31 protein-coding genes are annotated in these 26,327 nt (G+C 43.8%); 6 read left to right on the top strand and 25 right to left on the bottom strand.

Going from position 1 to position 26,327, the window contains the following annotated elements; translation table 11 throughout:
• Positions 1 to 174: 174 nt before the first annotated feature.
• From CVN76_RS11585 to CVN76_RS11565, 5 genes are all read right to left on the bottom strand, one after another.
• Positions 175 to 1,050: a superoxide dismutase gene (locus CVN76_RS11585; protein WP_100531365.1), complete on the bottom strand. Its 876-nt coding sequence runs from the start codon at positions 1,048 to 1,050 to the stop codon at positions 175 to 177.
• A 123-nt stretch (positions 1,051 to 1,173) separates the two neighbouring features.
• Positions 1,174 to 1,659 carry a YpuI family protein gene (locus tag CVN76_RS11580; RefSeq protein ID WP_100531364.1) on the bottom strand — a complete coding sequence of 162 codons (486 nt, stop codon included), beginning with the start codon at positions 1,657 to 1,659 and terminating at the stop codon, positions 1,174 to 1,176.
• Positions 1,660 to 1,681: 22 nt separating this feature from the next.
• The gene (locus tag CVN76_RS11575) at positions 1,682 to 2,098 is read right to left on the bottom strand and encodes a hypothetical protein (RefSeq protein WP_100531363.1); all 417 of its coding nucleotides are present in this window, start codon (positions 2,096 to 2,098) and stop codon (positions 1,682 to 1,684) included.
• Between the two features lie 55 nt (positions 2,099 to 2,153).
• On the bottom strand, positions 2,154 to 2,735 hold the full coding sequence (gene scpB, locus CVN76_RS11570; protein WP_061144335.1) for an SMC-Scp complex subunit ScpB: 582 nt from the start codon (positions 2,733 to 2,735) through the stop codon (positions 2,154 to 2,156).
• Positions 2,722 to 3,489 carry a segregation/condensation protein A gene (locus tag CVN76_RS11565; RefSeq protein WP_100531362.1) on the bottom strand — a complete coding sequence of 256 codons (768 nt, stop codon included), beginning with the start codon at positions 3,487 to 3,489 and terminating at the stop codon, positions 2,722 to 2,724. Before CVN76_RS11565 ends, scpB begins: the two co-directional genes overlap by 14 nt.
• Before the next feature lie 217 nt (positions 3,490 to 3,706).
• On the opposite strand from CVN76_RS11565, the gene CVN76_RS11560 reads away from it, so the two are divergent.
• Together CVN76_RS11560 and CVN76_RS11555 are read left to right on the top strand one after the other, a co-directional pair.
• Positions 3,707 to 3,799, top strand: coding sequence for a YjcZ family sporulation protein (locus CVN76_RS11560; protein WP_072273196.1), 93 nt, complete (start codon positions 3,707 to 3,709; stop codon positions 3,797 to 3,799).
• 159 nt (positions 3,800 to 3,958) lie between these two features.
• The gene (locus CVN76_RS11555) at positions 3,959 to 4,495 is read left to right on the top strand and encodes a DUF309 domain-containing protein (protein ID WP_100531361.1); all 537 of its coding nucleotides are present in this window, start codon (positions 3,959 to 3,961) and stop codon (positions 4,493 to 4,495) included.
• Between the two features lie 28 nt (positions 4,496 to 4,523).
• Here the strand turns inward: CVN76_RS11555 and CVN76_RS11550 are convergent, their stop codons facing one another.
• A complete protein-coding gene (locus CVN76_RS11550) occupies positions 4,524 to 4,868 on the bottom strand; it encodes a GNAT family N-acetyltransferase (RefSeq protein WP_100531360.1) in 345 nt (114 codons plus the stop codon).
• Between the two features lie 557 nt (positions 4,869 to 5,425).
• Between CVN76_RS11550 and CVN76_RS11545 the strand changes: the two genes are divergently transcribed.
• On the top strand, positions 5,426 to 6,295 hold the full coding sequence (locus CVN76_RS11545) for a DUF1002 domain-containing protein (RefSeq protein WP_232732185.1): 870 nt from the start codon (positions 5,426 to 5,428) through the stop codon (positions 6,293 to 6,295).
• Positions 6,296 to 6,378: 83 nt separating this feature from the next.
• Here CVN76_RS11545 and lysA read toward each other — a convergent pair whose 3' ends face one another.
• The 17 genes from lysA to spoIIM all read right to left on the bottom strand — a co-directional run bounded on the left by lysA (position 6,379) and on the right by spoIIM (position 22,434).
• Positions 6,379 to 7,707 (bottom strand): diaminopimelate decarboxylase, encoded by a 1,329-nt coding sequence (gene lysA / locus CVN76_RS11540; RefSeq protein ID WP_100531359.1) that lies wholly within the window; start codon positions 7,705 to 7,707, stop codon positions 6,379 to 6,381.
• 289 nt (positions 7,708 to 7,996) lie between these two features.
• Positions 7,997 to 9,481 carry a spore germination protein gene (locus CVN76_RS11535; protein WP_232732183.1) on the bottom strand — a complete coding sequence of 495 codons (1,485 nt, stop codon included), beginning with the start codon at positions 9,479 to 9,481 and terminating at the stop codon, positions 7,997 to 7,999.
• Positions 9,438 to 10,043 (bottom strand): stage V sporulation protein AE, encoded by a 606-nt coding sequence (locus CVN76_RS11530; protein ID WP_100531357.1) that lies wholly within the window; start codon positions 10,041 to 10,043, stop codon positions 9,438 to 9,440. The genes CVN76_RS11535 and CVN76_RS11530 overlap by 44 nt, the downstream gene beginning before the upstream one ends.
• Before the next feature lie 40 nt (positions 10,044 to 10,083).
• Positions 10,084 to 10,506, bottom strand: a complete 423-nt coding sequence (locus CVN76_RS11525) for a stage V sporulation protein AB (protein WP_100531356.1) — start codon at positions 10,504 to 10,506, stop codon at positions 10,084 to 10,086.
• Entirely contained in the window at positions 10,496 to 11,119 is a 624-nt protein-coding gene (locus CVN76_RS11520; protein WP_100531355.1) for a stage V sporulation protein AA, read from the bottom strand. Before CVN76_RS11520 ends, CVN76_RS11525 begins: the two co-directional genes overlap by 11 nt.
• 137 nt (positions 11,120 to 11,256) lie before the next feature.
• A complete protein-coding gene (locus CVN76_RS11515; protein WP_100531589.1) occupies positions 11,257 to 12,546 on the bottom strand; it encodes an NCS2 family permease in 1,290 nt (429 codons plus the stop codon).
• A gap of 308 nt (positions 12,547 to 12,854) precedes the next feature.
• Entirely contained in the window at positions 12,855 to 13,622 is a 768-nt protein-coding gene (gene sigF, locus CVN76_RS11510; protein ID WP_100531354.1) for an RNA polymerase sporulation sigma factor SigF, read from the bottom strand.
• Positions 13,623 to 13,635: 13 nt separating this feature from the next.
• Positions 13,636 to 14,076 (bottom strand): anti-sigma F factor, encoded by a 441-nt coding sequence (gene spoIIAB, locus CVN76_RS11505; protein ID WP_057914309.1) that lies wholly within the window; start codon positions 14,074 to 14,076, stop codon positions 13,636 to 13,638.
• Between the two features lies 1 nt (position 14,077).
• On the bottom strand, positions 14,078 to 14,428 hold the full coding sequence (gene spoIIAA / locus CVN76_RS11500) for an anti-sigma F factor antagonist (RefSeq protein ID WP_061144345.1): 351 nt from the start codon (positions 14,426 to 14,428) through the stop codon (positions 14,078 to 14,080).
• Between the two features lie 129 nt (positions 14,429 to 14,557).
• Positions 14,558 to 15,724 carry a D-alanyl-D-alanine carboxypeptidase family protein gene (locus CVN76_RS11495; RefSeq protein ID WP_100531353.1) on the bottom strand — a complete coding sequence of 389 codons (1,167 nt, stop codon included), beginning with the start codon at positions 15,722 to 15,724 and terminating at the stop codon, positions 14,558 to 14,560.
• Between the two features lie 493 nt (positions 15,725 to 16,217).
• Complete coding sequence (locus CVN76_RS11490; RefSeq protein ID WP_100531352.1) at positions 16,218 to 17,522, bottom strand: pyrimidine-nucleoside phosphorylase; 1,305 nt, start codon at positions 17,520 to 17,522, stop codon at positions 16,218 to 16,220.
• 64 nt (positions 17,523 to 17,586) lie between these two features.
• The gene (locus tag CVN76_RS11485; protein ID WP_100531351.1) at positions 17,587 to 18,399 is read right to left on the bottom strand and encodes a purine-nucleoside phosphorylase; all 813 of its coding nucleotides are present in this window, start codon (positions 18,397 to 18,399) and stop codon (positions 17,587 to 17,589) included.
• 15 nt (positions 18,400 to 18,414) lie between these two features.
• Positions 18,415 to 19,602, bottom strand: a complete 1,188-nt coding sequence (gene deoB, locus CVN76_RS11480; protein ID WP_100531350.1) for a phosphopentomutase — start codon at positions 19,600 to 19,602, stop codon at positions 18,415 to 18,417.
• Positions 19,603 to 19,899: 297 nt separating this feature from the next.
• Positions 19,900 to 20,793, bottom strand: a complete 894-nt coding sequence (xerD, locus tag CVN76_RS11475; protein ID WP_100531349.1) for a site-specific tyrosine recombinase XerD — start codon at positions 20,791 to 20,793, stop codon at positions 19,900 to 19,902.
• Positions 20,794 to 20,795: 2 nt separating this feature from the next.
• Positions 20,796 to 21,026: a YqzK family protein gene (locus CVN76_RS11470; protein ID WP_370662551.1), complete on the bottom strand. Its 231-nt coding sequence runs from the start codon at positions 21,024 to 21,026 to the stop codon at positions 20,796 to 20,798.
• Positions 21,027 to 21,208: 182 nt separating this feature from the next.
• On the bottom strand, positions 21,209 to 21,667 hold the full coding sequence (gene fur, locus CVN76_RS11465; RefSeq protein ID WP_061144437.1) for a ferric iron uptake transcriptional regulator: 459 nt from the start codon (positions 21,665 to 21,667) through the stop codon (positions 21,209 to 21,211).
• Between the two features lie 119 nt (positions 21,668 to 21,786).
• A complete protein-coding gene (gene spoIIM, locus CVN76_RS11460; RefSeq protein ID WP_100531348.1) occupies positions 21,787 to 22,434 on the bottom strand; it encodes a stage II sporulation protein M in 648 nt (215 codons plus the stop codon).
• A 138-nt stretch (positions 22,435 to 22,572) separates the two neighbouring features.
• Between spoIIM and CVN76_RS11455 the strand changes: the two genes are divergently transcribed.
• Positions 22,573 to 23,136: a GNAT family N-acetyltransferase gene (locus CVN76_RS11455; RefSeq protein WP_100531347.1), complete on the top strand. Its 564-nt coding sequence runs from the start codon at positions 22,573 to 22,575 to the stop codon at positions 23,134 to 23,136.
• Between the two features lie 218 nt (positions 23,137 to 23,354).
• On the opposite strand, the gene CVN76_RS11450 is transcribed toward CVN76_RS11455, so the two are convergent.
• Entirely contained in the window at positions 23,355 to 24,533 is a 1,179-nt protein-coding gene (locus CVN76_RS11450) for an endonuclease Q family protein (protein WP_100531346.1), read from the bottom strand.
• On the bottom strand, positions 24,534 to 25,085 hold the full coding sequence (locus tag CVN76_RS11445) for an NUDIX hydrolase (protein WP_100531345.1): 552 nt from the start codon (positions 25,083 to 25,085) through the stop codon (positions 24,534 to 24,536).
• 75 nt (positions 25,086 to 25,160) lie between these two features.
• Here CVN76_RS11445 and mciZ point away from each other — a divergent pair, with 75 nt between their 5' ends.
• The gene (gene mciZ, locus CVN76_RS11440; protein WP_081092573.1) at positions 25,161 to 25,322 is read left to right on the top strand and encodes a Z-ring formation inhibitor MciZ; all 162 of its coding nucleotides are present in this window, start codon (positions 25,161 to 25,163) and stop codon (positions 25,320 to 25,322) included.
• A gap of 58 nt (positions 25,323 to 25,380) precedes the next feature.
• The gene (locus CVN76_RS11435; protein WP_100531344.1) at positions 25,381 to 26,289 is read left to right on the top strand and encodes an aldo/keto reductase; all 909 of its coding nucleotides are present in this window, start codon (positions 25,381 to 25,383) and stop codon (positions 26,287 to 26,289) included.
• Positions 26,290 to 26,327 lie beyond the last annotated feature (38 nt).

Below are 26,327 nucleotides of genomic sequence, written 5' to 3'. Positions count from 1 at the left end.
CCTTTCCCAAATGAGAATCAATAGACCCACCAATCATATGAACCGGCCAGGTCATTCTTTTATACCCTTCCCATTTTCCCCACAAATGATTCGAAAATACCCAAGCAAAAAAACCGAACCATCGCGGCCCGGCTCCTTCATTTGCTGACTCCAGCTTCCTTCATGCTGTTTCCGCTATTGTTTTTTCCAGATAAGCTTCTTCGCCTCGGAGAACCTTACCGCCGTTTGCGGCCAGTTCACCACATCCCACCATTTATCCACATAGCTCGCTCGATCATTTTTATATTGGAGGTAATAGGCATGTTCCCACACATCAAGAACTAGGATTGGAACCGTATCCCATTGCGTCAGGACCATATGCAGCTCCGATTGTAGAATTTCAAGCCTCCGCGCCCGGGGCGCCCAGACTAAAATTGCCCAGCCGACACCTTCAACCTGTTTGGCCGCTTCACTAAAATGGCTTTTAAAGGCCGCAAAGCTTCCAAAATCCTTCTCTATCTGTTTAAGTAAGTCCCCCTTTGGCTGCCCGCCTCCTCCTGGAATCATCTCTTCCCAAAATAATGTATGGAGATAATGACCCGACCCATGAAAGGCTGCTTCCTTTTCCCAATGCTTCAGCAAGGCATAATCTTTCGTTTCCCTCGCTTTTTCCATCATCAGCTCCGCTTTATTCAAACCGTCAACATAGGATTGATGATGCTTATCATGATGCAGCCTCATGATTTCCCTCGAAATCGTCGGTTCTAACGCTTCATAGGGATAAGGCAATGGCGGGAGTGTATGCTGCCCGATAGGGACGGATTGCCTTTCCTTGCTCCTGAATTCCAAAGCGATTTGTTCAACTTCTGCATAAACGCGTGACATTTCTTCTTCAATCTCGACCATATGCTCATAATCCATTTCTTCCTCATCCAAATCCTTGGTCCACTGGGAAAGCCTTTCAATATTTGATAGCAATGAAGAATCCGTGATATCGATTTTTTCGAGGTATTCCATGATTTCATCAATCCAATCACTTACCTCTTTGGCATACTCTCTTACTTCAGACATCTTTGCGCCTCCTTGTAGCCTTATTGCACATAAATCATCAACGTATTTTATGTTTCGATTAGGCGGAGATTCCATTTTATGAATAAAAAAAACAGCAAGGGCTGTAAGCCTTGCTGTTTTTTATCATGACTGTAACATTTTCGTGCGGTAATCCGTTTCATAAAACTCCAACTCTTCACGCATCGACTGGAAACCGCCCTCTAAGGCCTTCAGGATCGATATGATGCTGTCCGGTACGGTTTTGTGGAATTTTATCGAATTCTTTCCTGTGTAAGCCGATCTGCTGTCCTCGAACCAGCGATCTGATTTTGGGGAAAAGTATTCTTCGATACATTGATGATAGACTCGATAAAGCGTTTTTTCGGCTGCAGCCTTATTGAAGTTTTCATTTTTCAGGACGATTTGGCAGGCTTCCAAGCCCTCTTCACAACTGACAAGCATTCTTCTTAAACTAGAAAGGACCCCTTTATAGTACGTTTCATCGCCGCTTTTTTCCTCTTGCAGCTTAGAATAGGTCGTCTCATTCATAAATTCCTCTAGCTGAGCCACTGTCACTTCTAAAAAGCTTTTTACATCCTCAAGCTGAGATTTTACCAATGTATTCCCCAACCGTGAACCCTCCTCAAAATGTTTAAGATTGAATATAATAATCAACAGGTGTTTCTATATCATATGGTTTAGCTTGGTCAATCGATATAAACACTTTCTCCAATTTTTGAAAATCGATATTTTCGAAGTAACCAGCTAACTCTTTTTCTGAATTTATATACATCCGTTTTCGGTTCACCAAGCTTTGGTCTCTGAGTAAGCAGACCAGGGCGATGAGATCAGCCATGAAAATCTCTCTTTTTGGGGTTTGGAATACGGGATTGGCATGATAGGGCGTCCATTGCGTGACCATCTCGTCAAAATAACGGAGATAAAGTACATTCAATGCCTTTTCTTCTCCATCCTTTATGTATTGTATAACGGATCGATTAAAAAATTCCTCAGGCGAATTCGACTTTTCCTTTTCAAGCCTAAATCCATTGCATGCAACAATCCTCACCTGCAATCCCCCCGCATTCATTTTTTTCTATATTATCACAATTTAAGGGAAAATGTTATTCGATTGTTTGCTGAAATTTTTCAAAAAATAAATCCGCTTCACCATTTTCAAAGCTTTCATCGGATGGATCGGCAAGAGACGGCAGCTCATCAATGGAATTGAGCCCGAAGTAATCCAAAAATTCCTTTGTCGTACCATACAAATAAGCCCTGCCCGACCCTTCCGCACGGCCGACCTCTTTAATCAAGACTTTCGTGACCAGTGTATGGATCGGACGATCCGTTTTCACACCGCGAATTTCATCGATTTCCGCCCTTGTGATCGGCTGTTTATAGGCAACGATCGCGAGTGTTTCCAAAGCTGCCTGTGATAAGCCTTGGGTGCTTGATGTTTCTACTAGTTTCTTCAAATAATCCGAGTGTTCCTTTTTTGTCGTCATTTGATAAACACCTGCGATTTCGATTACCTGGATCCCGCGTACATCCGCTACATATTCTTCCTTCAACCCTTCAACGATGTCCGTTGCTTGAAATTCCGTTATATCGAGAACAGAAGCAATCTGTTTGACGGAGAGTCCTTCATCTCCAGCAGCAAACAGCAATGCCTCAAGAATCCCTTTCCAATTAATAACTTCCAACTGTCTCTACACCTTCCTTAGCCCCAATCATGATTTCGGAAAAATTATCTTCCTGTTCAACGATGATTTCATTCAGCTTCATCAGTTCCAGCACCGCCATAAAGGTGATGACGATATGTTCTTTAACCGGAACGGGGAACAGTTCGAAAAAGCTCTTCTTCCCTTTGATCGATTGTAGCTCCAACATGATTTCATCCATCCGCTTTTCTATCGATATCTCTTGTTTTGTCACTTTCGTGTAAAGCGGCTTTTGTATCTTTTGCCGTCGGAGCAGTTTTTGCAGGGCTCCCAGCATATCATATAGACTTATATTCAATTCCTGTTTATCGCCTTCAGCCTCCTTGGCATATACCGATAAATCACTTGGAGGCTTCGTGAACATCAAGCTGCGTTCTTCCTCCAGCTCTTTGAACTCTTCTGCGGCATGTTTATACTTTTTATATTCTAATAGTTTCTCCACAAGCTCATCCCGTGGATCTTCTTCAAATAGTTCCCCATCTTCATCGATCAACTGTTCATCTTCATGCTTTGGCAGCAGCATTTTACTCTTGATGGCAAGCAGCGTTGCAGCCATTACCAAGTATTCGCTGGCGACATCCAATTCAAGATGCTGCATCGTATGGATATAACCTAGGTATTGATCTGTAATATCCGCCATCGGAATATCATAGATATCAATTTCCAGGCGATTAATCAAGTGCAGGAGTAAATCCATCGGACCTTCGAACGCATCAATTTTTATATTATAACCCATTAAATTACCCCATTTAAATCTAATTGGCCTAGATCAGGCTATTTTCTTTTACTATTCAAGTATAGTGGATTGCCGGCCTTTATCCAATAATAATAATTTTGGTACTTAGAAAGTTCTTAAACGGATTTGAAACAATTGGGTCTATGCCCAATCACTTTCTTAAAACCAACATAACCTAGAAATGTAAGAATAGCAGAACACAAAGGAGGTACTCATTATGGGTGCAGGTGGTTTCGGAAACGGCGGCGGATTCGCGTTTATCGTAGTATTGTTCATTTTGTTAGTTATCGTCGGTGCTTCTTGGTGTTAATGGAAGGCTGATGAATCAAGCTGATTGCTTAGCAATCGGCTTTCTTTATTTTCCAAGAAAAAATTCTATGCTACACTTAGACAGATACTTCGAGATTGTTATGCTTTGAAACTGGCATCATGTCCTTATGTGATTCATCAAATAAAAGGGGGGCTCCTAATGAATTACGCGGAAGACTACGTTTCTTTCCTGGTCCATTTCCACGGTTCAAGGGATTACTTCGAATGTCATGAAATTCTCGAGGAATATTGGAAGGAAACCGCCCCAAAAGAGCGTGACTCCCATTGGGTCGGCCTCATCCAAATAGCCGTTGCCCTGTACCATGATCGAAGGGGAAATAAAAAAGGGGCAGCTCGGACAATGGCAAAAGCGATCGCAAATCTCCATGCTAAGAAGCCTGAGCTCCTCACCTTGGGACTTGATCCCGAAAAGCTGTTGAAGATGCTCGGCGCTATCCATGAACGGATGCTATCCGGAAGCCCATATGAAAGCATCAGCCTTCCGATTGCCGATCTTCGGTTGATCGAGATATGCCAGTCCATGTGCGTGAAGGAAGGATACATATGGTGCAGGAAAAGCGATATGGGTAATGCAGCTTTAATCAATAAGCATCTGCTCCGTGATCGTTCGGATGTCATTTCTGAAAGGGCCCGGCAACTATCCCTGCGACAATCAAAAACGGAGGACCGCCCTTAAAGGCGGCCCTCCATTCTCACTTTCCCATTCAGACCTCTTCACACCGGTCAAGAAAGCTCTCCGTAAATTCGTTTGCCTTTAATTCCTTGTCAGGATATTGCTCCTTAATAGCCCTGACCATCGTTTTACCGATTCCTTGCTGCCGAAAAGATGGATTTACAGATATATGTTGTATCTCAATGTGGTGTTGAGAAATTTCTATTCCGATCAAACCTGTAATCTCTTCATCTTTCCATAAGAACAGCTGTAGATTTTCAGCTGTTTCATAATTCTTCATGGTATTCCGGAGCACTTTTATCTCTTTTTCATTTGGCATGAAAGATAATAATCCCATGGCAAACTTCTCATAGCTTTTCTTATACTTAATCAACATAATATCCCTCGTTACTAAATAACGTTTTTATTATCTACCTGATTCGCTTTGAATTTATAACATTTCCATCATACATAAAAACCTCGTTCGTTTCAACATCACTTTCAGCACTTGATTTATGGATATGCCTTGTGCTATGTACTACACGATAAATAGCCAATAAACGATCCCCCAAATTAAAGCGGTTGCAAGCATCATAAGTAAAAGAGTCCTATTCCGTTTCGTCATCCCATACTCCTTTTATGAACGGTACAAATTTTCGAATACCGAATTCATTTTACTATAACTTAACACAATCTGACAAATATCCCTTGCAATCTTGCTTCGATTTTACTACATTGATAAAGTGCTCTTCGTTCATATCGGGCATGCTGGGGACAAAACCTACCGCCGCGTCTTGAGAATTCATTGGCAGGCTTTTGGCTAGAGAATATTTTTTTATGAAAATATGTATCTTTTTTGTCCTTTGTTTCGTCCATTACTATGAATCTTCATATAAAGCGCATCCCTTTACATGAAGATTTGAATTCAGCAGGAAAATGTTAAGGAGGATTACGATGAAAAAAATGAATAAATGGGTCATTTTGACCATATTGCTTTGTCTATTATTGCCATATAAGGCTTTTGCAGATGCAGCTGTCGGTGAAATGATCGTCACTCTTGGAGAAAACTTGTCAAATGAACAAAAGAATATGATTTTGTCGGAAATGAAAGCCCCCAAAGATGTAGAGGTTCTAACCGTTACGAATGCGGAGGAACATGAATATCTAGGAGATTATATCGCCAGCCGGTTAATCGGTATAAAGGCGATTTCCTCTTCCGCCATTACATTGGAGGAAAAGGGCACTGGCCTCAAACTCGAGTCGAAAAATATTAACTGGGTCACCGATGAAATGTACATTAATGCCTTGGCCACTGCTGGAGTGAAAGATGCTACCGTTTATGTAACGGCGCCGATTCCCGTTTCCGGTACAGCAGCTTTGACAGGTGTCATTAAAGCATATGAGCTGTCTTCCGATAAGAAGATTCCGGAAGACGTGAAGCAGGCCGCCAATGAAGAAATGGTGAAAACGGCTAAATTGGGGGATGAAATCGGTACAGAGGAAGCATCTGCACTGGTAACGAAAATTAAAGAAAATATGGCTGAAAATCCGCCAGCCAATACCGAAGAAGTGCGCGATGTGGTTGAATCTTCGGCGAAAGAACTTGGAATATCCTTGAATGATGCCCAAATTCAAAGTCTTATTGACCTATTCAACAAGCTAAAAGAATTGAACATTGATTGGAACGCGGTCGGTGATCAGTTAACAGCAGCAAAAGATAAGCTATCCCATTTTCTTGAATCCGAAGAGGGTCAAACATTTTTGGATAAACTGAAAGAAGTTTTCAGCAGTTTAATAGACGCTATCAAATCACTTTTCAACTGATTTTAACCAAATGAAAAAAACTGCAGGAAACCCATTATCGGATTTCCCAACAGCTTGAGAGGTTGGCTTTTGCCGCCTCTTTTTTATTCTTTGTTCGTGACAGCCGCTTCATGAAGGGCCAAATCCAAATGAATAAGATCCTCGAAGGTCTCACGTTTGATGACAAGCCGGGCTTCCCCATTTTCAACGAAGACGACAGCCGGTCTTGGAATTCGATTGTAATTATTGGACATCGAATATCCATATGCCCCTGTACAAAAGACTGCCAGCACATCCCCGCGCCCAGCTTTTGGCAAAGGTAAATCCCAGATCAGCATATCCCCGCTTTCACAGCATTTACCAGCGATGGACACGGTTTCTTCTACAGGATCAAGCGGCCGGTTCGCCAAAATGGCATCATACTTGGCTTCATAAAGAGCTGGACGTATATTGTCACTCATGCCTCCATCAACCGCAATATATTTACGGACATTGGGCACTTGCTTTTCAGAGCCCACTTTATATAAAGTCACACCCGCATCCCCGACCAATGACCGGCCGGGCTCAATCCAGATTTCAGGCATTTGCAAATCAGAATCAGCAACCAAATTCTGGACTTCCCTAACGATCTCTTCAACATATTGAGAAGCCGGAAGCGGGTCATCCTCTTGTGTATAGCGAATCCCGAAGCCGCCGCCGAGGTTCAAAACCTTGGGCTGATACCCTATCGAGCCATGCCAGCTATCAAGCTTGCCGATGATTTTTTGTGCAGCAAGCAAGAAGCCTGTCGTTTGAAAGATCTGCGATCCAATATGACAGTGCAGACCCAGGACCTCCAGCCATTCGCTCTGCAACGCTTGTCTAAGGGCTTCTTCCGCCTGGCCATTAATGAGATCGAAACCGAATTTGGAATCTTCCTGCCCTGTCAAGATATAATCATGCGTATGGGCCTCGATTCCCGGTGTAACACGAAGAAGGATCTTCATCTTTTGTTCACGGTTTGTACAAATCTCTTCTAAAAGGGTCAACTCTGAAAAATTATCGACTACTATACAGCCAATTTTATAATCCAAAGCCATATGTAGCTCTTCTTCACTTTTGTTGTTTCCATGGAAATGGATGCGTTCAGTCGGGAATTCCGCCTTGATGGCCGTGTACAATTCCCCTGCCGAGACAACATCGAGAGAAAGTCCCTCTTGATCTGCCAACTGGATCATGGCAATCGAAGAGAAGGCTTTGCTTGCGTAAGCAACTTGTGCTGAAATCCCCAATTCTTCAAAAGTCCTTTTGAATCCCCTTGCCCGTTCACGTATCAGTTCTACATCATAAACATATAATGGCGTCCCGAATTGCTCGATCAGCTCGATCGTGTCCACTCCGCCAATCTCCAGATGCCCCCGCTCATTGACACCGCTGGTTCCGTACAAATGCATGATAGCCTCACCTTCCTGACTTAGAAACTAAAGATTAACAAGAAATGAGGCAGCCTCTAATAAAGAACCCCTTATGCACGTGTAGGGTCCTCCATATCGACAAGCCTCATCCGAATCAATCGATCATCCCATTTAAGTATTGTTATCTATGACTGCTCAGTAGTTCGAAGGGAAAGCCAGATTGGTTTAACGTCAAAGAGTCATGAAGGCTCTATCTGTCTGTGAAACCTAACTTTACCGCTTTATCCGAATAAAATTAAATTACCACAACTTTTCGACAACATCAACCTTAAGGTTTTCTCGGCTGCCTATATTTATCCTGGGGATGCACAATACTTGGACGCTCCACTGATCCTGGAAAAGGTCTTCTGAATATTATATGTGACAGAGCCTTCGGTTGAAATGGGATAAGCGGCCATAAATACGGTGTATTTAAAGCTTTAATGCCCGTCAATAGAATAATGTAGAGAGTGATGCCAATGACTAGGCCAGGCACTTTAAACAAAGCGACCAACACCAGCAGGAACAGACGGGAAATCTTATTCGCCACACCGAGTTCCAGGCTCGGGGTGACGAAGGTGCCGATTGTCGCCACGGAAGCGTAGAGGACCACTTCTGGGACAAATAGGCCGACATCTATCGCTATCTGCCCAATGAGCACAGCCGCAACCAAGCCCATTGCCGTCGAAAGCGGCGTCGGAGTGTGGACGGCTGCCATCCTCAGGAACTCGATCCCGATATCGGAAATGAAGATTTGGACCACAATGGGAATATGCGTTTTTTCGTTCGGTCCGATAAACTCGAACTTATCCGGCAAAAGCGACGGTTCCAAACAAAACAACAACCAAATCGGCAGCAAATATAGCGAAACGAAAATTCCGAAAAAACGTGTCCAGCGTACCAGCGTTCCAACAGCGGGTGCCTGCCGATACTCCTCGGCGTGCTGCATATGATGGAAAAGAGTCGACGGGGTGATAATGACACTCGGGGAGGTATCCACATATATCAGGACGTGCCCCTCAAGTAAATGCGTTGCCGCAACATCGGCACGTTCGGTATACCGGACGAGCGGATATGGATTATATCTTTGCTTGACGATGAATTCTTCGATCGTTTTATCAGCCATCGTTAATCCATCGACATCAATGCTTTCCAATTCCTTACGAACGATATCGATCAAATCGGGGTCGGCGATCCCTTTAATGTATCCAATAGAAATATCCGTTTTGGAGCGTTCGCCAACGTGCAGCATTTCAAAGCGCAATCGTTCATCCCGGATTCTTCGTCTCGTTATTGCCGTATTGACGATGATGTTTTCGACAAAACCATCCCGGGAACCGCGCACGACTTTCTCGGTATCCGGTTCTTCGGGCTGTCTTCCAGGATAACTCCTGACATCTACGACCAAGCCTACTGGTTTACCATCGACAACGATGACGATCAAACCGGATAATACTTGATCGACAAGCTCATCCATCGTGCTTATTTCTTCAACGGATTGGTGAACGAGCAACCCTTTGACTACATCAAAAATCTTCGTAGTCATGATTTCCGTGTTTTTATTATGGATCAACGAGTCAAGGATCTCTATGATGTACTCCGTATCGGTCAGACCGTTTATATAGTAAAGGTGTACATCTTTTTTTAAGACTTTGATCTTTCTTACGCCCAAGTCAAAGCTGACGCCAAGACCCACTCTCTCTTTCATGTACGCGTCTACTTCCGCTACCTTATTCGGAATCGGTTTCATGTTTTGCGGTTTTTCTGAAGACATCATGACCACTCCTTTCCAATATGATTTCCACTGCTAGCTTCGTGATCGGCGCACCCCTTTTGCAGTCATCCTGGCGGGACATTTTACCGATATCCCCTACCCCCACTACGATCGGGACATGCAAGCCATCAATGCAATACACCGTATCTCCTGTAATCTTTCCCAACTCGAATTCCTCCGCACCGAACTTATCGACGCCATTCGGTGTCAAATTCCCATCACGATCGATACAAACATCGACCTTGGTCCATTCTTCCCTTCTAGTCTTTGAAGCGACCGCTATCACTCCAAGGACATTCATATCGGGATGCCCGGCAACCACCTTCATCGCCTGTTCACCGGATCCTTCCCCGATAAAGCCGCTATCATCAAACATGACCAATACCGGATCATACTTCGCCTTTTTTATCAATTCAACTAGCTCCAAGCCCGTATATCGTGATGGATTACCTTGGGACATGGAGATACATCGCCCCCCAATTTCCTTGGCTACAATTTCCACAGCCCTTTTCGCATATTCATCTCCATCCGTAATCAATATCACATTTCGTTTGGTCACCATCTTGGGCCTACCTTTCATCCGGAATAGTTACTTGAAAAATTTACATATCGACAAAATAAATCCACTGAAATAACGACCCGGCTATCTTTCCCAAAACGAGTGCCATCAATAGATAAATGATTTTCTCTTGAATGCCGATTCGCTTTGACAAAACGGGGAAAACGTTGAGAACCTCGGTCAGGGCGGCTGCCAGCATCCCATTGAAGACCCCGTCAGCCAAGCCGATCGGAATCAATAAGAATTGCGGCAGGAAAAACTCCGTCTCTTGTAGTCCGAACCATGTGCCCGCGACAACACCGGCGATGATGGCTCCTTCATAGTAATGGATCATTTTCATTGTTTTTGTCAGCTGAGTCAGTCTCGGAATCACGCCAAGTACAGTTAAAAACGCTACAAAACCTGCACCTGTCGCGAAACCACCTGCTAAACCGGCAAAAATCCCAAAGATAATTCTACCTGTCATCAAGATGACGCACGTTCTCCTTGTTTTCATTCATGGTGACATAACGGTCCAAGTCCTGCTGATAGTTGAACATTTCAACCTCGAGCGGACTAGGTTCCTCATTGAAGCGTTTTTTAAAGAAGTGATTGAAAAATAAAATCATCCCTATCCCAAGACCAAAGCTATATGGAATTTGGATCAATAACGGTTTTTCCTCCACTTTCCCCGTAATGATCGTAAAGATTTTTTGATGCACTTCCCCCATGCTCACATCCACATGAAAATTCATGATGGTCATCGCACCGCCGATGAACAGCAAGAACCAAACTAGCGCGAATGTGAGAAATGACATTTTCTTCTTCGTGAGAATGATTTCGATGATCGTTTGGGATGGCCCGAAGGTTTCCACTTCAATGGATGCATCCACTTTTCGAATGGCCATGATGACTTGGGCCAGATCGATGACGATGATATTCCTGTCTTCCTTCTTGACGGTCAGTAACAAGATTTCTTCAATCATTCCAATCTCATCTTCAGGCCCGATTATCCTTGCTATATCTTTTATCCTCACCGTCTGATTTCCCTTTACTTGTACACGGTTCCTCATCCTGATATATACAACCGCCACGTTCATCACATCCCGACCTTTTATTTCCTTATGCTAGTAGTATGGATTCCAAACAGAATGAAAATGCAGGAAGTGACGCATGTCCATATATTACTAATTACAAAAAAAAGACACGCTGCAATGACAGCATGTCTTTTTCGTAATTAATGAGTAGGGAAGAAAATGAGTTGCACCATAAAGATCACTCCAAAAATATAAATGAGCGGATGAACCGATTTCCCTTTTCCGCTGAAAAGCTTCATAAGGGGATAGGTAATGAACCCAATTGCAATCCCAGTCGATATGCTTGACGTAAGCGGCATTGTCAAAATGATCGCAAACGCCGGAAATGCCTCATCGAACGTTTTCCAATTGACTTTCGCCAGACCTTCCATCATGAAGCATCCGACGATAATCAAAACAGGAGCCGTGATCGCAGCAACTGACGAGATTGCAGATATAAGAGGAGAAAAGAAAATCGATGCAGCGAACAGGATTGCCACGACTGTTGCCGTTAAACCGGTACGCCCGCCTGCAGCCACACCCGTGCTTGATTCAACGTAAGCAGTCGATGGGCTTGTACCAAACATGGAACCCACTGTCGTTGCAATTGCATCACCCAAAAATGCCTTCTTGGCACGTGGGATTTTACCGTCCTTCGTGAGCCCAGCCTGCTCCGTCACACCAATCAAGGTACCTGTCGTATCAAAGATCGTTACAAGCAGAAAGGCAAAAACAACCGAATATAAAGAATGGGTGAAGACCCCAGCAATATCGATATCAAAAAATACCGGTGTCGGCGGCACCGATAAGACGCCATTGAAATCGAGCAATCCAATGAAATAGCCGATTACGGCCGTAACGATCATCCCAATGAAAATGGCCCCTTTAATATTGCGCGCCATCAAAATCAAAGTAATGAACAAGCCAGCTAAAGCTAAAACGGTTCCTCGCTGATGCAAATCACCGAGAGTCACCATCGTTGATTCATTGGGGACAACGATCCCTGCGTTCTTCAATCCGATGAACGCGATGAATAAACCGATTCCGGATGTGATGCCATACTTTAAAGAATTAGGAATGGCATCAATGATCATTTTACGCAAGCTCGTCACGCTGATTAATAAAAATAGCAGGCCTGCGATGAAAACAGTGCCGAATACCGTCTGATAGGAGAGGCCCTGCGCTCCCACAACACTAGCAAAATAAGCATTCAAACCCATGCCCGGCGCTATTGCAATTGGATATTTCGCGACCAGCCCCATTAAAAGGGTACCTATCACAGCTGATATGACCGTTGCCATGAAAACTTGTTCAAACGGAATTCCGATTGAAGACAGCAAAGCGGGATTCACAATCAGGATATAAACCATAGTCAAAAATGTCGTAACACCCGCCATGACTTCCGTACGGATATCCGTCCCATTTTCTTTCAGGGAGAAAAACTTTTCCATAAACATATTTAGACCTCCAGATCTAAAGGAAACACCGACAACCGTTTGCATGCAAAGACTTGGTGCCCTAGAATTATACTGCAACGCCGCTTTTGCTGTTGAAACATTCTTGAATGAACGAAAAAAACGAATGAAAAGCGCGACCTTTACTATAATATTCGTTTTTAATTCTAAATTCAATAAAAAAATTTGATGGACAGCGATAATTTCATATTTTTTTATCCTTCCCGGATGAAAGGGAGTTAATCACTTTCACTTTCTTCCAAAAACGAGATTTATCTCCATAAAAAAATGAAAAACCACATGAATCATTGATTCATGTGGTTTTTCATTTGCTGAAGAATCTTTTTTTCTAGCCTAGAAACTTGAACTTGCGATATTCCAAGCCTCGCAGCCACTTCCGATTGTGTCTGGTCCTTGTAATATCTCAGGAAAACGATCAGCCTTTCTCGTTCATTCAATTCATGGATTGCTTCTTTTAATGCGATCTGATCGAACCATGATGTTTCATTATTATCGGCAATCTGATCAAGAAGCGTAATCGGGTCCCCATCATTCTCGTAAACCGTTTCATGGATGGATGAAGGGCTCCTGCTTGCTTCCTGGGCCATGATGATTTCCTCAGGCGATAGGTCGAGGTGTTCCGCCAGTTCATTGACAGTCGGGACACGGCCATACGTCTTGGAAAGTTCTTCTTTCGCCCTGCGGATTTTATTCGCCATTTCCTTTAAGGACCGGCTGACCTTTACAGTTCCGTCATCGCGGATAAAACGTTGGATTTCACCAATGATCATTGGCACAGCATACGTTGAGAACTTCACTTCAAACGATAAGTCAAATTTATCCACGGACTTCAACAGACCAATACAGCCAATTTGATAAAGGTCATCCGGTTCGTAACCTCGATTGAGGAATCTTTGCACCACTGACCATACAAGCCTAAGATTGCTATTGACGATCAGGTTTCTTGCGTCTTGATCACCGCTTTGGCTGCGTTGGATTAAACTCCGCAATTCCTCATCTTTTAAATGGGGCTGGCCTTTTTTGCTCTTCTCGTTTTTAACCTCCACATCCATATGCAAGTCTCCCTTAATTGCACAAAGCTCTGCTTGTAGTTAAGTGCTTTTTTAATCGAATGATCGTGCCTTCGCCCTTATGGGATACGATATTGATTTCATCCATGAAGTTTTCCATAATGGTGAATCCCATGCCAGAACGTTCAAGCTCCGGCTTCGTCGTGAACAATGGTTGTTTGGCTTCTTCGACGTCCTCAATGCCCAGTCCTTCATCCCTTATGGTCAACTCGACGGTATCGCCTTCGATGACCGCTGAAATGTATACCCAACCTTCCGGGTCACTCTCATACCCATGAATGATTGAATTCGTAACCGCTTCAGACACGACCGTCTTGATTTCCGTCAATTCATCCATCGTCGGGTCCAATTGGGCGATGAAAGCCGCAACAGTTACCCTGGCAAAAGATTCATTTTGGCTTAGTGCAGAAAATTTCGTTTCCATTTTATTTTTCATATTAGGCAACCCCCAGTCTTTGCAAAGCGTTTTTTTCGGATAGTTCCATTTTAACAATTTTAAACAACCCTGACATCTCAAATAACCGCTTTACTGCTGGAGATATTGCACAGACCACCATTTCGCCTTGCTTTTTATTGACTTGCTTATAACGCCCTAAAATGACGCCGAGCCCTGAACTGTCCATAAAATGCAATTCTTCCATGTTGAGGATGATATGCTGGATGTTATGCTTTTGAATGGCTGCCTCTGCCTGGTTTTTCAATCTTTCTGCTGTATGATGATCCAAATCACCTTTGAGACGAATGCACAATACACGATTCTTCGCCTCCATATTAATCGTAAGACTCACTATATACAGCCTCCTTCACTGTCTTATAAGAGTCAAATTCTCTTTTTCACCTGCCGATTCCTTCTTAGCAACAAAACTAGTGCAGTTTCGCCTAAATTAGTACTATTACCAGCCATTGCGACATTTTTCTTATTTGGCTTTGGTAAACATGCCGAAAGCACGTTTGTACAATTGCCACCAGCTCGCATTTTTAACCGTTTTCTTCGCAACAATTGGCGATTTCACATATACCTTTCCGTTTTTCTTCAATTCAAGCGTCCCGATTTCATCACCCTTTTGAATCGGAGCTTTCAGATCTTTATTAAGTGTGATTTTTTTAGTGAAGTCCTTGGCCGTTCCGTTCTTGGCCGTCAAAACTGAAATAGGCTCGCTTGTCACACCAACAACAGATTTCTCATTGCCTTTGCTTACCTTCGTTTCCCCTAGCACCTCTCCGCGCTTATAAATCGGATAGGTGATGTATTGTGAAAATGCGTAATCCAGCATCTTCGTAACCTGTGCGTTCCGTTCCTTTGGGGAAGCAGCTCCGAATACGACGGCAATGACCCGCATATTCCCTTTTTTGGCCGTTGCTGTTAAACAGTACTTCGCTTCATTCGTGAATCCTGTCTTCAGACCATCCACGCCTGGGTAAAATTTCACCAATCTGTTCGTGTTCACAAGCCAGAATTTCTTATCCGTATTTTCACGGAGATAATCTTCATATGTACCCGTGAACCTTGTAATCGTATCGTATTTCAATAGCTCCTTCGCCATGATTGACATATCATGGGCGGAACTGTAATGATCCTTAACCGGAAGGCCTGTTGCGTTTTGGAACTTTGTATTTTTTAAACCAAGTTCTTTTGCCTTTTCATTCATTTTCTTAACGAATTCTTCTTCCGAACCGGCAAGGTGTTCAGCCATCGCCACCGATGCGTCATTCGCCGAACCAATCGAAATGCCTTTAAGCATGTGCTCTGTGGTCATTTCTTCACCTGGCTCGAGGAAAATTTGGGATCCTCCCATCGATGCTGCATACTCGCTCGTCCTGATTTTCTCCTTCATGCTAAGCTCGCCTTTATCAATCGCTTCCATGATCAGCAGCATCGTCATGATTTTCGTCATGCTTGCCGGTGAAAGGCGAACATCCGAATTTTTATCATATAGAACAGCACCTGTATCCCGTTCAATCAAAATAGCGGATTTAGCATTCGCTGCCAAGTCCACTCCTTTATTTTCCGCTGCCTTTGTATGTGGGATGCCAAAACTTATTGCTATTAATACCGTTAAAAATAGAGAAAGAACCCGCTTCATCTCCATACCCTCCAATCTTTATATCATTTATTTTTTCCACAAAACCCATTTTTATACAAATAATGATCAATTTTGAATTTACTTCAATGCGCGAGTGCCTGAAGCGGATTAGAACGGAAGGTTCCTGCGGGAAATGCGTGTCTACGTGAGACCCCGCAGGCTGAAAGGCAAGGAGGCTCACGTACCGCCGCGCGGAAAGGAGTGCTTGTTAGTGGAAAGCGACAGTCTAAGATGTCGTTACTCGCCAATTTACCGGCTTTACTCGCGAGTTAGGCTGTTCCATCGAATTTGAGGTGCATTCTCATAAAAAAATCATGCTTTTTGTACCGTTCTCGCCAGCTATATGAGGAGAATCGGGATTCCATCTTCGTTTTCACACAAAATGGATCGGAGTGGAATGTTCCAAAAACCTAAAAAAACTGTAGACAAACTCAATGGCTATCGAGTTTGTCTACAGTGACCACCCTTAAAAGAGTGTTTTTGGCAAATGTATTTATTCCATGATTTCTTTATAGATCAATGTCGGTTTTTCAACTTTCGCTTTTGAAACCGCAATGCTTTCATACAATTTATCTTTCACTTTTGAAACATCTTCAAAGTTGCTGTAAATCGTTACAAGGGATTCACCTTTTGCCACGGTTTCCCCAATTTTTTTACGGAGTACAAGCCCGACTGCCAAATCGATTTCCGATTCTTTCGTCGCCCGGCCTGCGCCTAAAAGCATGGCTGCCGTCCCCACTTCATCAGCGATGATCTCCGATACATATCCGTCCTCTTTCGCTTCAAGCTCAAAGGTATAAGCCGCCTGCGGAAGTTTTTCCGGATGATCGACAACCGATCCATCGCCACCCTGCGCTTCCAAGAATATCTTGAACGAGTTAAGTGCAGATCCATCTTTGATCGCATTTTCAAGCAATGTTCTTGCCTCTTTCAATGAGCTTGCTTTTTTTGCTAGGTATACCATATGGCTTCCCAGTGTTAAAGAAAGTTCCGTTAAATCCTCCGGTCCTTCTCCTTTAAGCGTATCGATTGCTTCCTTCACTTCCAGGGCATTTCCGATTGCATATCCAAGCGGTTGGCTCATGTCGGAAATGACAGCCATCGTATTTCTTCCGACGTTGTTCCCGATGCTCACCATCGCATGCGCCAATTCTTCCGAATCTGCAAGGGTTTTCATGAAAGCCCCTGCTCCCGTTTTAACATCAAGGACAATTGCATCGGCACCGGCAGCTATTTTCTTGCTCATGATCGAGCCGGCAATCAAACCGATGCTATTAACGGTGGCCGTCACATCGCGCAAGGCATACAGTTTTTTATCGGCTGGGGTCAAGTTCCCGCTTTGTCCGATGACTGCGATTTTATTTTTATTCACAAGTCGAATGAATTCATCATTTTCAATTTCTACATGAAAACCCGAAACAGACTCCAACTTATCGATCGTGCCGCCCGTGTGGCCAAGACCTCGTCCTGACATTTTTGCAACGGGAACACCTACCGCAGCGACCAATGGTCCAAGCACTAGCGTCGTCGTATCGCCAACACCGCCTGTTGAATGTTTATCGACCTTGATCCCTTCAATCATCGATAAGTCAATTTGATCACCCGACTCAACCATTGCCATCGTTAAATCAGCGCGCTCCTGCTCATTCATTCCTTTGAAATAAACAGCCATTGACCAAGCACTCATTTGGTAATCAGGAATCGTTCCATCCGTGAAGCCTTTGATAATGAACTGGATTTCCTCTGTTGAAAGGGCCTTTCCATCACGTTTTTTCTCAATTAAGTCTACCATTCTCATATTAGAATCCCCACTTCTTAAAGGCACCGTCGTTCTCGGGTGCACTTATATTTTTTTGATCGGTTTATATGTCCTTAACGATTTGCTTAACAAATTCCAGAAAACTGCTTTTCACCTTTTCAGTCGTTTCGATTACCTCTTCATGTGACAACGGCTGATCCAGAATGCCTGCGGCCATGTTGGTTATGCATGAAATCCCGAGAACTTTCATGTCACTATGTCTAGCCACGATGACTTCGGGAACAGTGGACATTCCAACAGCATCCCCTCCAAGGATCCTTGCCATTTTCACTTCTGCAGGTGTTTCATAGGTCGGCCCTGAATTCCCCACATAGACGCCTTCCTTAATATCCATGCCAAGTGAAGATGAGATTTTTTTCGCTTTTGCCCGAAGATCTTTATTATAAGCTTCAGACATATCAGGAAACCTTGGCCCGAAACGATCTTCATTAGGACCGATCAGCGGGTTTGTCCCCATAAAATTGATATGATCGGTAATGAGCATCAAATCTCCTGGGGCGAAGCTTTCATTAACACTTCCGGCAGCGTTCGTTACGATTAACTGCTTCACACCGAGAAGTTTCATTACACGTACAGGGAAGGTGACCTTCTCCATTGAGTAACCTTCATAAAAATGAAAACGACCTTGCATCGCCACCACTTTTTTACCGCTTAGTTGTCCAATGACAAGCTGACCTGCGTGTCCTTCAACCGTCGAAACCGGAAACTCCGGGATATCATGGTAAGGAATCGTGATCGGATTTTCTATTTCATCTGCCAATACTCCCAGTCCGGAACCAAGTATCAGTCCTATTTCCGGAGAGCCTTCTATCTTATTTTTTATGAATGCTGCAGCTGTCTCTATTTTATTGAACATCTATTTCTCTCCCCCTTATTTTAAATCGCCCAATATACTTTTCCCGAAGGCAGGCATTTTCACATCGAAATTAGCAGCAACTGTCGCCCCGATATCTGCAAATGTATCTCTTATTGGAAGCTCGGTTCCTTCTTTAAATCGTTTGGAATAGACCAGTAATGGCACATATTCACGTGTATGATCGGTTCCTTCATGTACAGGGTCATTTCCATGATCGGCAGTGATGATCAATAAGTCATCCTCTTTCAGCTTTTCAAGGACTTCCGGCATCCTGGCGTCGAATTCTTCCAATGCCTTACCGTACCCCTCCGGATCGCGACGGTGGCCGTATAATGCATCGAAGTCGACTAGGTTAAGGAAGCTCATTCCCCTGAAGTCCTGGTCTATCGTTTGGATCAATTTGTCCATTCCGTCCATATTGGATACGGTCCTCAGTGATTCAGTTACGCCTTCCCCATCAAAAATATCCGAGATTTTCCCAATTGCCAGTACATCGAATCCCGAATCCTTCAATTCATCCATCACTGTCCGATTAAAAGGCTTCAATGCATAATCATGACGATTAGACGTCCTTTTGAAGCTGCCCGGTTCCCCAGTGAAAGGTCTCGCGATCACGCGTCCGACTTTGTACTCATCAGCCATTGTCACTTCACGTGCAATTTCACAAATCTTGTATAATTCTTCAATCGGAACGATATCTTCATGTGCAGCGATCTGCAAAACGGAATCAGCTGATGTATAAACAATCAATGCGCCCGTCTTCATATGCTCTTCGCCAAGCCTTTCCATGATTTCCGTTCCGCTTGCTGGGACGTTTCCTATAATTCCACGGCCCATTTTCGCTTCAAGTTCATTGACCAACAATTCAGGAAATCCGTTTGGAAACACACGGAATGGCGTGGAGATGTTCAGCCCCATGATTTCCCAATGCCCGGTCATCGTATCTTTTCCCGTTGATGCTTCTTTCATTTTCGTATAGTATGCGAGAGGTTGCTGAGCTTTATCTATCCCTTTTATTTCACGGATATTGCCTAAACCGAGTTTTGCAAGATTCGGCATGTGCAGCCCATTCATTTCTTCTGCAATATGCCCGAGTGTATCGGACCCTTTATCGCCGAATAAATCCGCATCGGGTGCTTCGCCGATTCCAACCGAATCCATGACCACTACAAATATACGTTTAAAAGCTGAATTCCCTTCCATGCTCATTCCTCCTAAAATAGTAAATCGCTTTTTATACTCTTTATATTACCCTTATCCAGCTTAGTTACTCTGTAAAAAAATCAAATCGCGAGAACGTCAGAAGTCTGACCTCTCTATATTGTAAACGATTACCTAGATGGAGACAAATAATATATTTCAAAAAAAACAACGAAGTGATGATAAGCATGAGCAGGAATTCCCAGCCGGGTTTTCGCTCCTCGCACCTACCGTAAAAAGGCCGCTTTCCCTCCCTGATCTGCAGGAAGGAAGCAACCGCTCTATCATTCTACCATTCTATTATGCCCGCGGATGGAATTTTGAATACACATCCTTGATGCGAACGTTACTAATATGTGTATAAATTTGCGTTGTCGAAATATCCGCATGTCCCAGCATCTCCTGGACGGCTCGTAAATCAGCACCATTCATCAATAAATGGGTCGCAAAGGAATGCCTGAGCGTATGCGGTGTGATTTCTTTTTCTATATGGGCCGATTTTACAAGTTTCTTTAGAATCTTCCAAAACCCCTGTCTTGTCAGCCTGTTGCCATGATGATTCAAAAAAAGTGAATCCGTCCTGTGCTTTGGGCTTGCCAATTTCCCTCGGGAACTCTTTAAATAATGTTCGATGGCTCCCAATGCCGTTTGTCCAATCGGAATGATCCTCTCTTTATTTCCTTTCCCGACACAACGGACAAACCCCATCGAAGCATGAACATCACTCACATCCAACGATATCAGCTCACTGACCCGCATTCCCGTCGCATACATCAATTCAAGCATCGCTTTATCGCGCAAGCCGAATTCGTCCATCGCTTTCGGGGCTTCCAATAACGCTTCAACCTCTTCCATGCTCAGCACTTTCGGCAGGGTACGCTCCGGTTTCGGTGTATCTATATGTATCGACGGATCCTGATCGGTCACTTTTTCCCTCAGAAGGAATTGATGAAAAGACCGAATCGAGGCAATATGGCGAGCTACCGTTTTCGATGATTTCCCTTGGTCCTTCAAATGAATGAGAAAATGCAGGATATTCACACGCCGTGAACCGTTCCAGTCACCGATGGATTCAACTTCCATCAGATACTTCCAATAGGATCTTAAATCTCGCTCATAGGAAACGAGCGTATTCTTGGCAAGACCTTTTTCAATCGTTAAAAAATGAATGAAATCCCTGATTTGATTTTCCATAGTCACTCCCCGTTTAAATAAAACAGCATTAACCGTTCCAGCCATGCATCATCACCCGTGTCGACGGCCTTCGATACTTTCACGGCCATCCCTTTCGGTTCGTCATAACGATGATAACTTTGGTATTCCTGATTTAACCATACCATCCCTATATAAAAAAGGACAGTGAAGCTTACGAAGAGCACCATCACTTTTGCCGTATGTAAAACAAGCGATAATGATGTTTTCATCATCTTTCCCCTCCCCATTCGATCCCTTGTATCAATCTATGCCCAACAGGACAAGTTTTATACGTGTTTCGATGGGAAGAAGGAAAAAAACGCCTCTCCTTTGCGGACATCCACTTGCCCGTTACAGGTTTCGGATCTATTTAAAACGCAGAAAACCTTCTCCAGTAAATGGAAAAGGTCCGTCTTCATTCACCTTTATTTTCTTGTTTATCATGACAGCGATGACAAATGCCATGAAAGGTTAATCTATGATCTTTTATCTTGAAGTTCCAATCGCGTTCCACGATGGATTCCACGTCTTCAAGTAAGTCTTCCTGGATCTCATCCACCGCACCGCATTCCACACAAACAAGATGATGATGGAAATGCGCAGCTCCTTCTTGTCTTAAATCATAACGGGAAACCCCGTCCCCAAAGTTAATTTTATCCACTATTTTCAATTCAGTCAGCAACTCTAGCGTACGGTATACTGTTGCCAATCCAATTTCCGGCGACTTTTCTTTGACAAGGAGGTAAACGTCTTCTGCGCTTAAATGATCCTCTTCGTGCTCAAGTAAAACGCGGACGGTCGCTTCTCGCTGAGGCGTCAATTTGTAGCTGGACGAGTGCAACTGCTTTTTTATCCTATCGATTCTGTTTTCTATTTCCATACCTAATATTCCCTCCCGCGCCGCTATCTTATCCATTATATCAAATGAGGGAAAACTGTCAAAATAGATTTCTTGTTAATGATAAAAAAATTTGCGATAAAGGCAAATTTCCGTCAATGCCCCAATAAACTCACGACATTTTTCATCAAGGAAGGTGATAGGTACGCTTCAAATGCTGCAGCTGTTACCAAAAACAAACCAGACAGGACCAATGAGAAAATATACCTTGATATGATTGGCTTAAGCGGCTCACGAACCTGCTTAAGGAAAATCCGACTGATCATTTTCATCGATAGTGACACTGCAAGGACCGTTATCACGATGAAGATCGGCACGATGAAGATATTTTGAGGCAAAATGGAGACGAAAGATAATAAGAACCCACTCCATCCCATTTGGTTGACCAAAAAACCGACTGTGAATCCGACTACCATCCCTTTTATGAATAACAATACCAAAATGACCGGCAACCCGATGACGGAAATTCCCAGTATCCAAATGAAGCCGATATATCTTATATTATGCATGATACTTTGGCTGAACATATCATGCGAAGAGGCAAATTCACCTTTGGATACTTGTCCGAAGAATTGCGATAAATAATAGAACAAGTCCTCCTTTTGGGTAAAGCTCAAACTATTCACCAGCACCGCTCCAAAAATGACACCCATCAAAAAAAGCACAGTGATAAAGACATATAATGAGGAATGTTCGTTAACATGTTTCATTACGGCATTTTGTACGACAGATTTTTTTTTCATCTTTCATCCTCCCAACTCCGCTTACTAGAATCTATGTTTTCACTCTCTCATTTATGCCAAGAAAACTTTCGCTGCGAGCGAACAATTGAACTGGAATTCGTGTTATAATTTCCCATAATCATTGGATGGAGGTACGTTATGAAAGCGATATTGATGGATTTTCCAGAAAAAATCGAAACCCCGCGATTATATTTAAGGCCATGCCAGCCAGGCGATGGCCTTGATGTTTACGAAGCCATTATCCATTCTGAACATGAACTTAAACAATGGCTCCCATTTGCCCATCAGGATGCCTCAGCGGAAATTTCCGAGCGGAACATCCTGAAATCCTTAGCTGACTTTATTTTAAAAGAGGATATCAGGCTGCTTATTTATAGGAAGGAAGACGACCAGTTCATCGGTTCCACCGGCCTGCACCGAATTGATTGGGATATTCCTAAATTTGAAATCGGCTATTGGATTGATACGAGGTACAGTAAAAAAGGGTACATTACGGAGGCGATAGAAAAGTTGACGAAGTTCGCTTTTTACCATTATGGAGCCAAGCGAGTTGAAATTCGCTGTGATCCCAATAACATTGCCAGCGCACGCATTCCCGAGAAGCTGGGGTATACGCTTGAAGGAATTTTGCAAAATGACAGCCTTAGTGCAGATGGCAAGGAATTGCGGAGCACCTCGGTCTATGCCAAAACGACAAATTAACTAACCCTGACAGGTGAACATGGACCCTATGGAATGGACACTTTTAAAAAAGTCTATCCTGCAGGGTCCTTTTATTTAAAAGAAGAAAATGTTCCGTTCCAGCACCCTGCCTTGTAAACGGAAATTCATTCTCGTGGCTCTAGCTCCGGAATCTAAAAAAAGATGCCGCCTGCACTAGACAGACAGCATCCCATCAGGTTGGTTTTGCCCATAACCCTTCAGCTTTCCTTTTTAACCTTTCCGTACTTCCCTCCGCCCCCCGCTTCCAAGATTAGCGTCCCTTTCCTGGCTGCATCGATGTAGCCTGCCAGCTTATCGGGGACGATTTCCTTAAGCTGTTCGAGCGTAGCTCCATGAAGGATGTTCATTTCCGTTCCAAACGCCTCCAGCAGTTTCTCCATGGCTTTTGGTCCAAGTCCAGGGATGAAGTCGAGTGGCACTTGATGGATATACGGCGGTCTTTCCCTTTTGCATCCTCCATCCACTTTCGGCATGGACAGTTCCTTGATGCGGGAAGATACCCCTTTTATGATTGATGCATTTCCGCATTCGCTACATGGCCCATTTCCGTTCAATACCTCGTGGAAACATGCTGAACATACGGTTTTATGATACTTCCCCAATAGAGGGTTCAAACCATAATTGGCGAGGACTTTACGATTCCCCTCTTCTCGAAACGCTTTTTCCAGCTCAGCGAAGGTTGGTTCCTCGAGCTGGATTTTTTGATATTCCCGAGCGATTTTCCCAAGCGAATGTGCATCGGAGTTCGTCACGAAGGGATAGGACTCCAGCTCCGCGATATCCTCGACCATTTCTGTATCCGAGCTTAGACCAAGCTCGATGGCATCAATCAGCCTTGGATCGAATACTTCCGTCAGACTGGATCGCACCCCTTTTCCATATAAGCTTTTAAATGGGGTGAAAACATGGGCTGGGATGAACAGACCGCCGAGTGACTTTACGATTTTTTGCAGCGTCCTGCCATCACAATAAATCCTTTGCGAACTTAATGTAATGTTTTTAACATGGCCGCTCATCCATGCGGAGAATTCCTTCATCGCCGTTAAGCTGGGGAAATAGGCAAGAACATGGATCGGTCCCTTGCAATGGTGATCATGAATTTCTATCTCCGAGCCGGGAATGACCGTCGTATTCCGGTACAGAAGACCGCCTTCACGCTTCTCGATGATTTCCCCATCCACAATCGCCGCTTCTATCTCTTCGATGATTTCCGGCGAATGGCAATCAATGATCCCGATTAAATCAAGGCCCTTCCTCTCACTTGCCACCTGCAGGACGTTGCTGAAGGTCAACGTTTTAGCACCGGTTATTTTCACGGCCTTCCCGCTTCCCGTCCTGCCTATATGGATATGGAGGTCAGCGTAAAACTCTTTCATTTATGAAGTCATCGCCTTTTTCAGCAACAGATACTGAACGGCATATGCCGTCTTGGCATCCTGGATTTTCCCTTCCAGTAAATAATTTTGAGCTTCCTCCAGCGTAAGTTCGATCAGCTCGACAAATTCATCTTCATCCAGCGGTGCCGCATTTTCTTTCTTCTTCAAATTATGGGCCACATACAAATGGACCAATTCATCAGCAAAGCCTGGCGATGTGTAAAAAGAGATGATATGCTCCATTTTTTCGCATTCATAGCCTGTCTCTTCTTCCAGCTCCCGTTCTGCTGATAGAACCGGTTCCTCTCCTTTTTCAAGCTTTCCGGCAGGGATTTCTATCAAGCTTCTTTCCAGCGCTTTACGATACTGTTCAACCATGATGATTTTATTTTCATCCGTAAGGGCTATGATCGCAACGGCGCCCGGATGTTTGACTATTTCACGTTTACCTGTTTTCCCATCGGGAAGCTCCACCTCATCCACTTGCAGGCTGATTACCCTACCTGTGAAGATTTTTTCCGATGACAGCGTTTTTTCTTCAAATTTTTTCATCCTGAACACTCCTCTGTTCTAATTGCAGCATGATTTCTCATACATTTTACCATACTAGAGATGGAGGGCGATTTAATGAAGATTTATGTGTTGGAAAAAAGCGTTACTTTATCTGGCAAGAGCTGGGAAATCCTGCAAAAGCTAAAACAATTGCAAGATCAATATGTCTATATCAATGATTGGATTGCCGACATACACCATCAGGTTCCCCAAACTCCTTTAAAAAGAATCAAGTGAATTCTTTGAGTGAAATGGATTTCTCCTTTACAATGAACGTAAAGGGAGTGTGGATACTATGAAAAAACGCAGACTTGGCCATTCTGAGTTGCTCGTTTCTGAAATCGGGCTCGGATGCATGTCATTGGGGACTGATGAAAAACGGGCATCCGGAATCATACAAGCCGCTTTAGATGAAGGGATCAATTATTTTGATACCGCAGATCTTTATGATTTCGGTGTGAATGAAGAAATCGTCGGAAGGAATGTAAAGTCGGTTCGCGAACAGGTATACATAGCCACCAAGGTCGGGAACCGTTGGAATGAAAATAAGGATTCCTGGTCTTGGGACCCTTCTGCCACCTATATCAAAACTGCTGTAAAAGATAGCTTAAAGCGGCTCGGAACGGATTACATCGATCTTTACCAGCTGCATGGAGGAACTCTCGCAGATAATATCGAAGAAACGGTAGAAGCGTTTGAAGAGCTAAAAAAGGAAGGCTATATTCGTCATTATGGCATCTCCTCGATCCGCCCGAACGTGATCAAGGAATTCACTGAAAAGTCCGAGCTTGATTCCGTAATGATGCAGTACAGCCTGCTTGACCGCCGCCCGGAAGAGTGGATGTCCCTTTTGGCAAGCAAACAGATCAGCATCATCGCACGAGGCCCCCTTGCCAAAGGCCTGCTTAGCGAGAAAATGCTCGAAAAGGCAAATGAGGATGGATATCTTGATTATAGCTATCACGAACTGAAAGATTTGCTTCCGCAATTAAAGGACAAGCTTTCTGATCGGAAATTAAATGAAACGGCGCTTCAATATATATTGTCACACCCAAGCGTCGCTACCGTTGTCCCAGGTGCAAGCTCAGTAAAGCAGCTCCGTGAAAACTGCCGGGCCGCCAGCGGCCCTTCCTTGTCAAAAACCGAGCTTGACATCTTGAAGCAGCTGTCCAAAGCGAGCCGATATGAAAGCCATCGCGATTGATAGATGAAATCGTGAACTAAACGGAAACAGGCTGCCCC

This window comes from Bacillus sp. mrc49, assembly GCF_002803435.1.
Note: the sequence above shows the minus strand (reverse complement) of the source record. Positions and strands in the feature narration are given on the sequence as shown.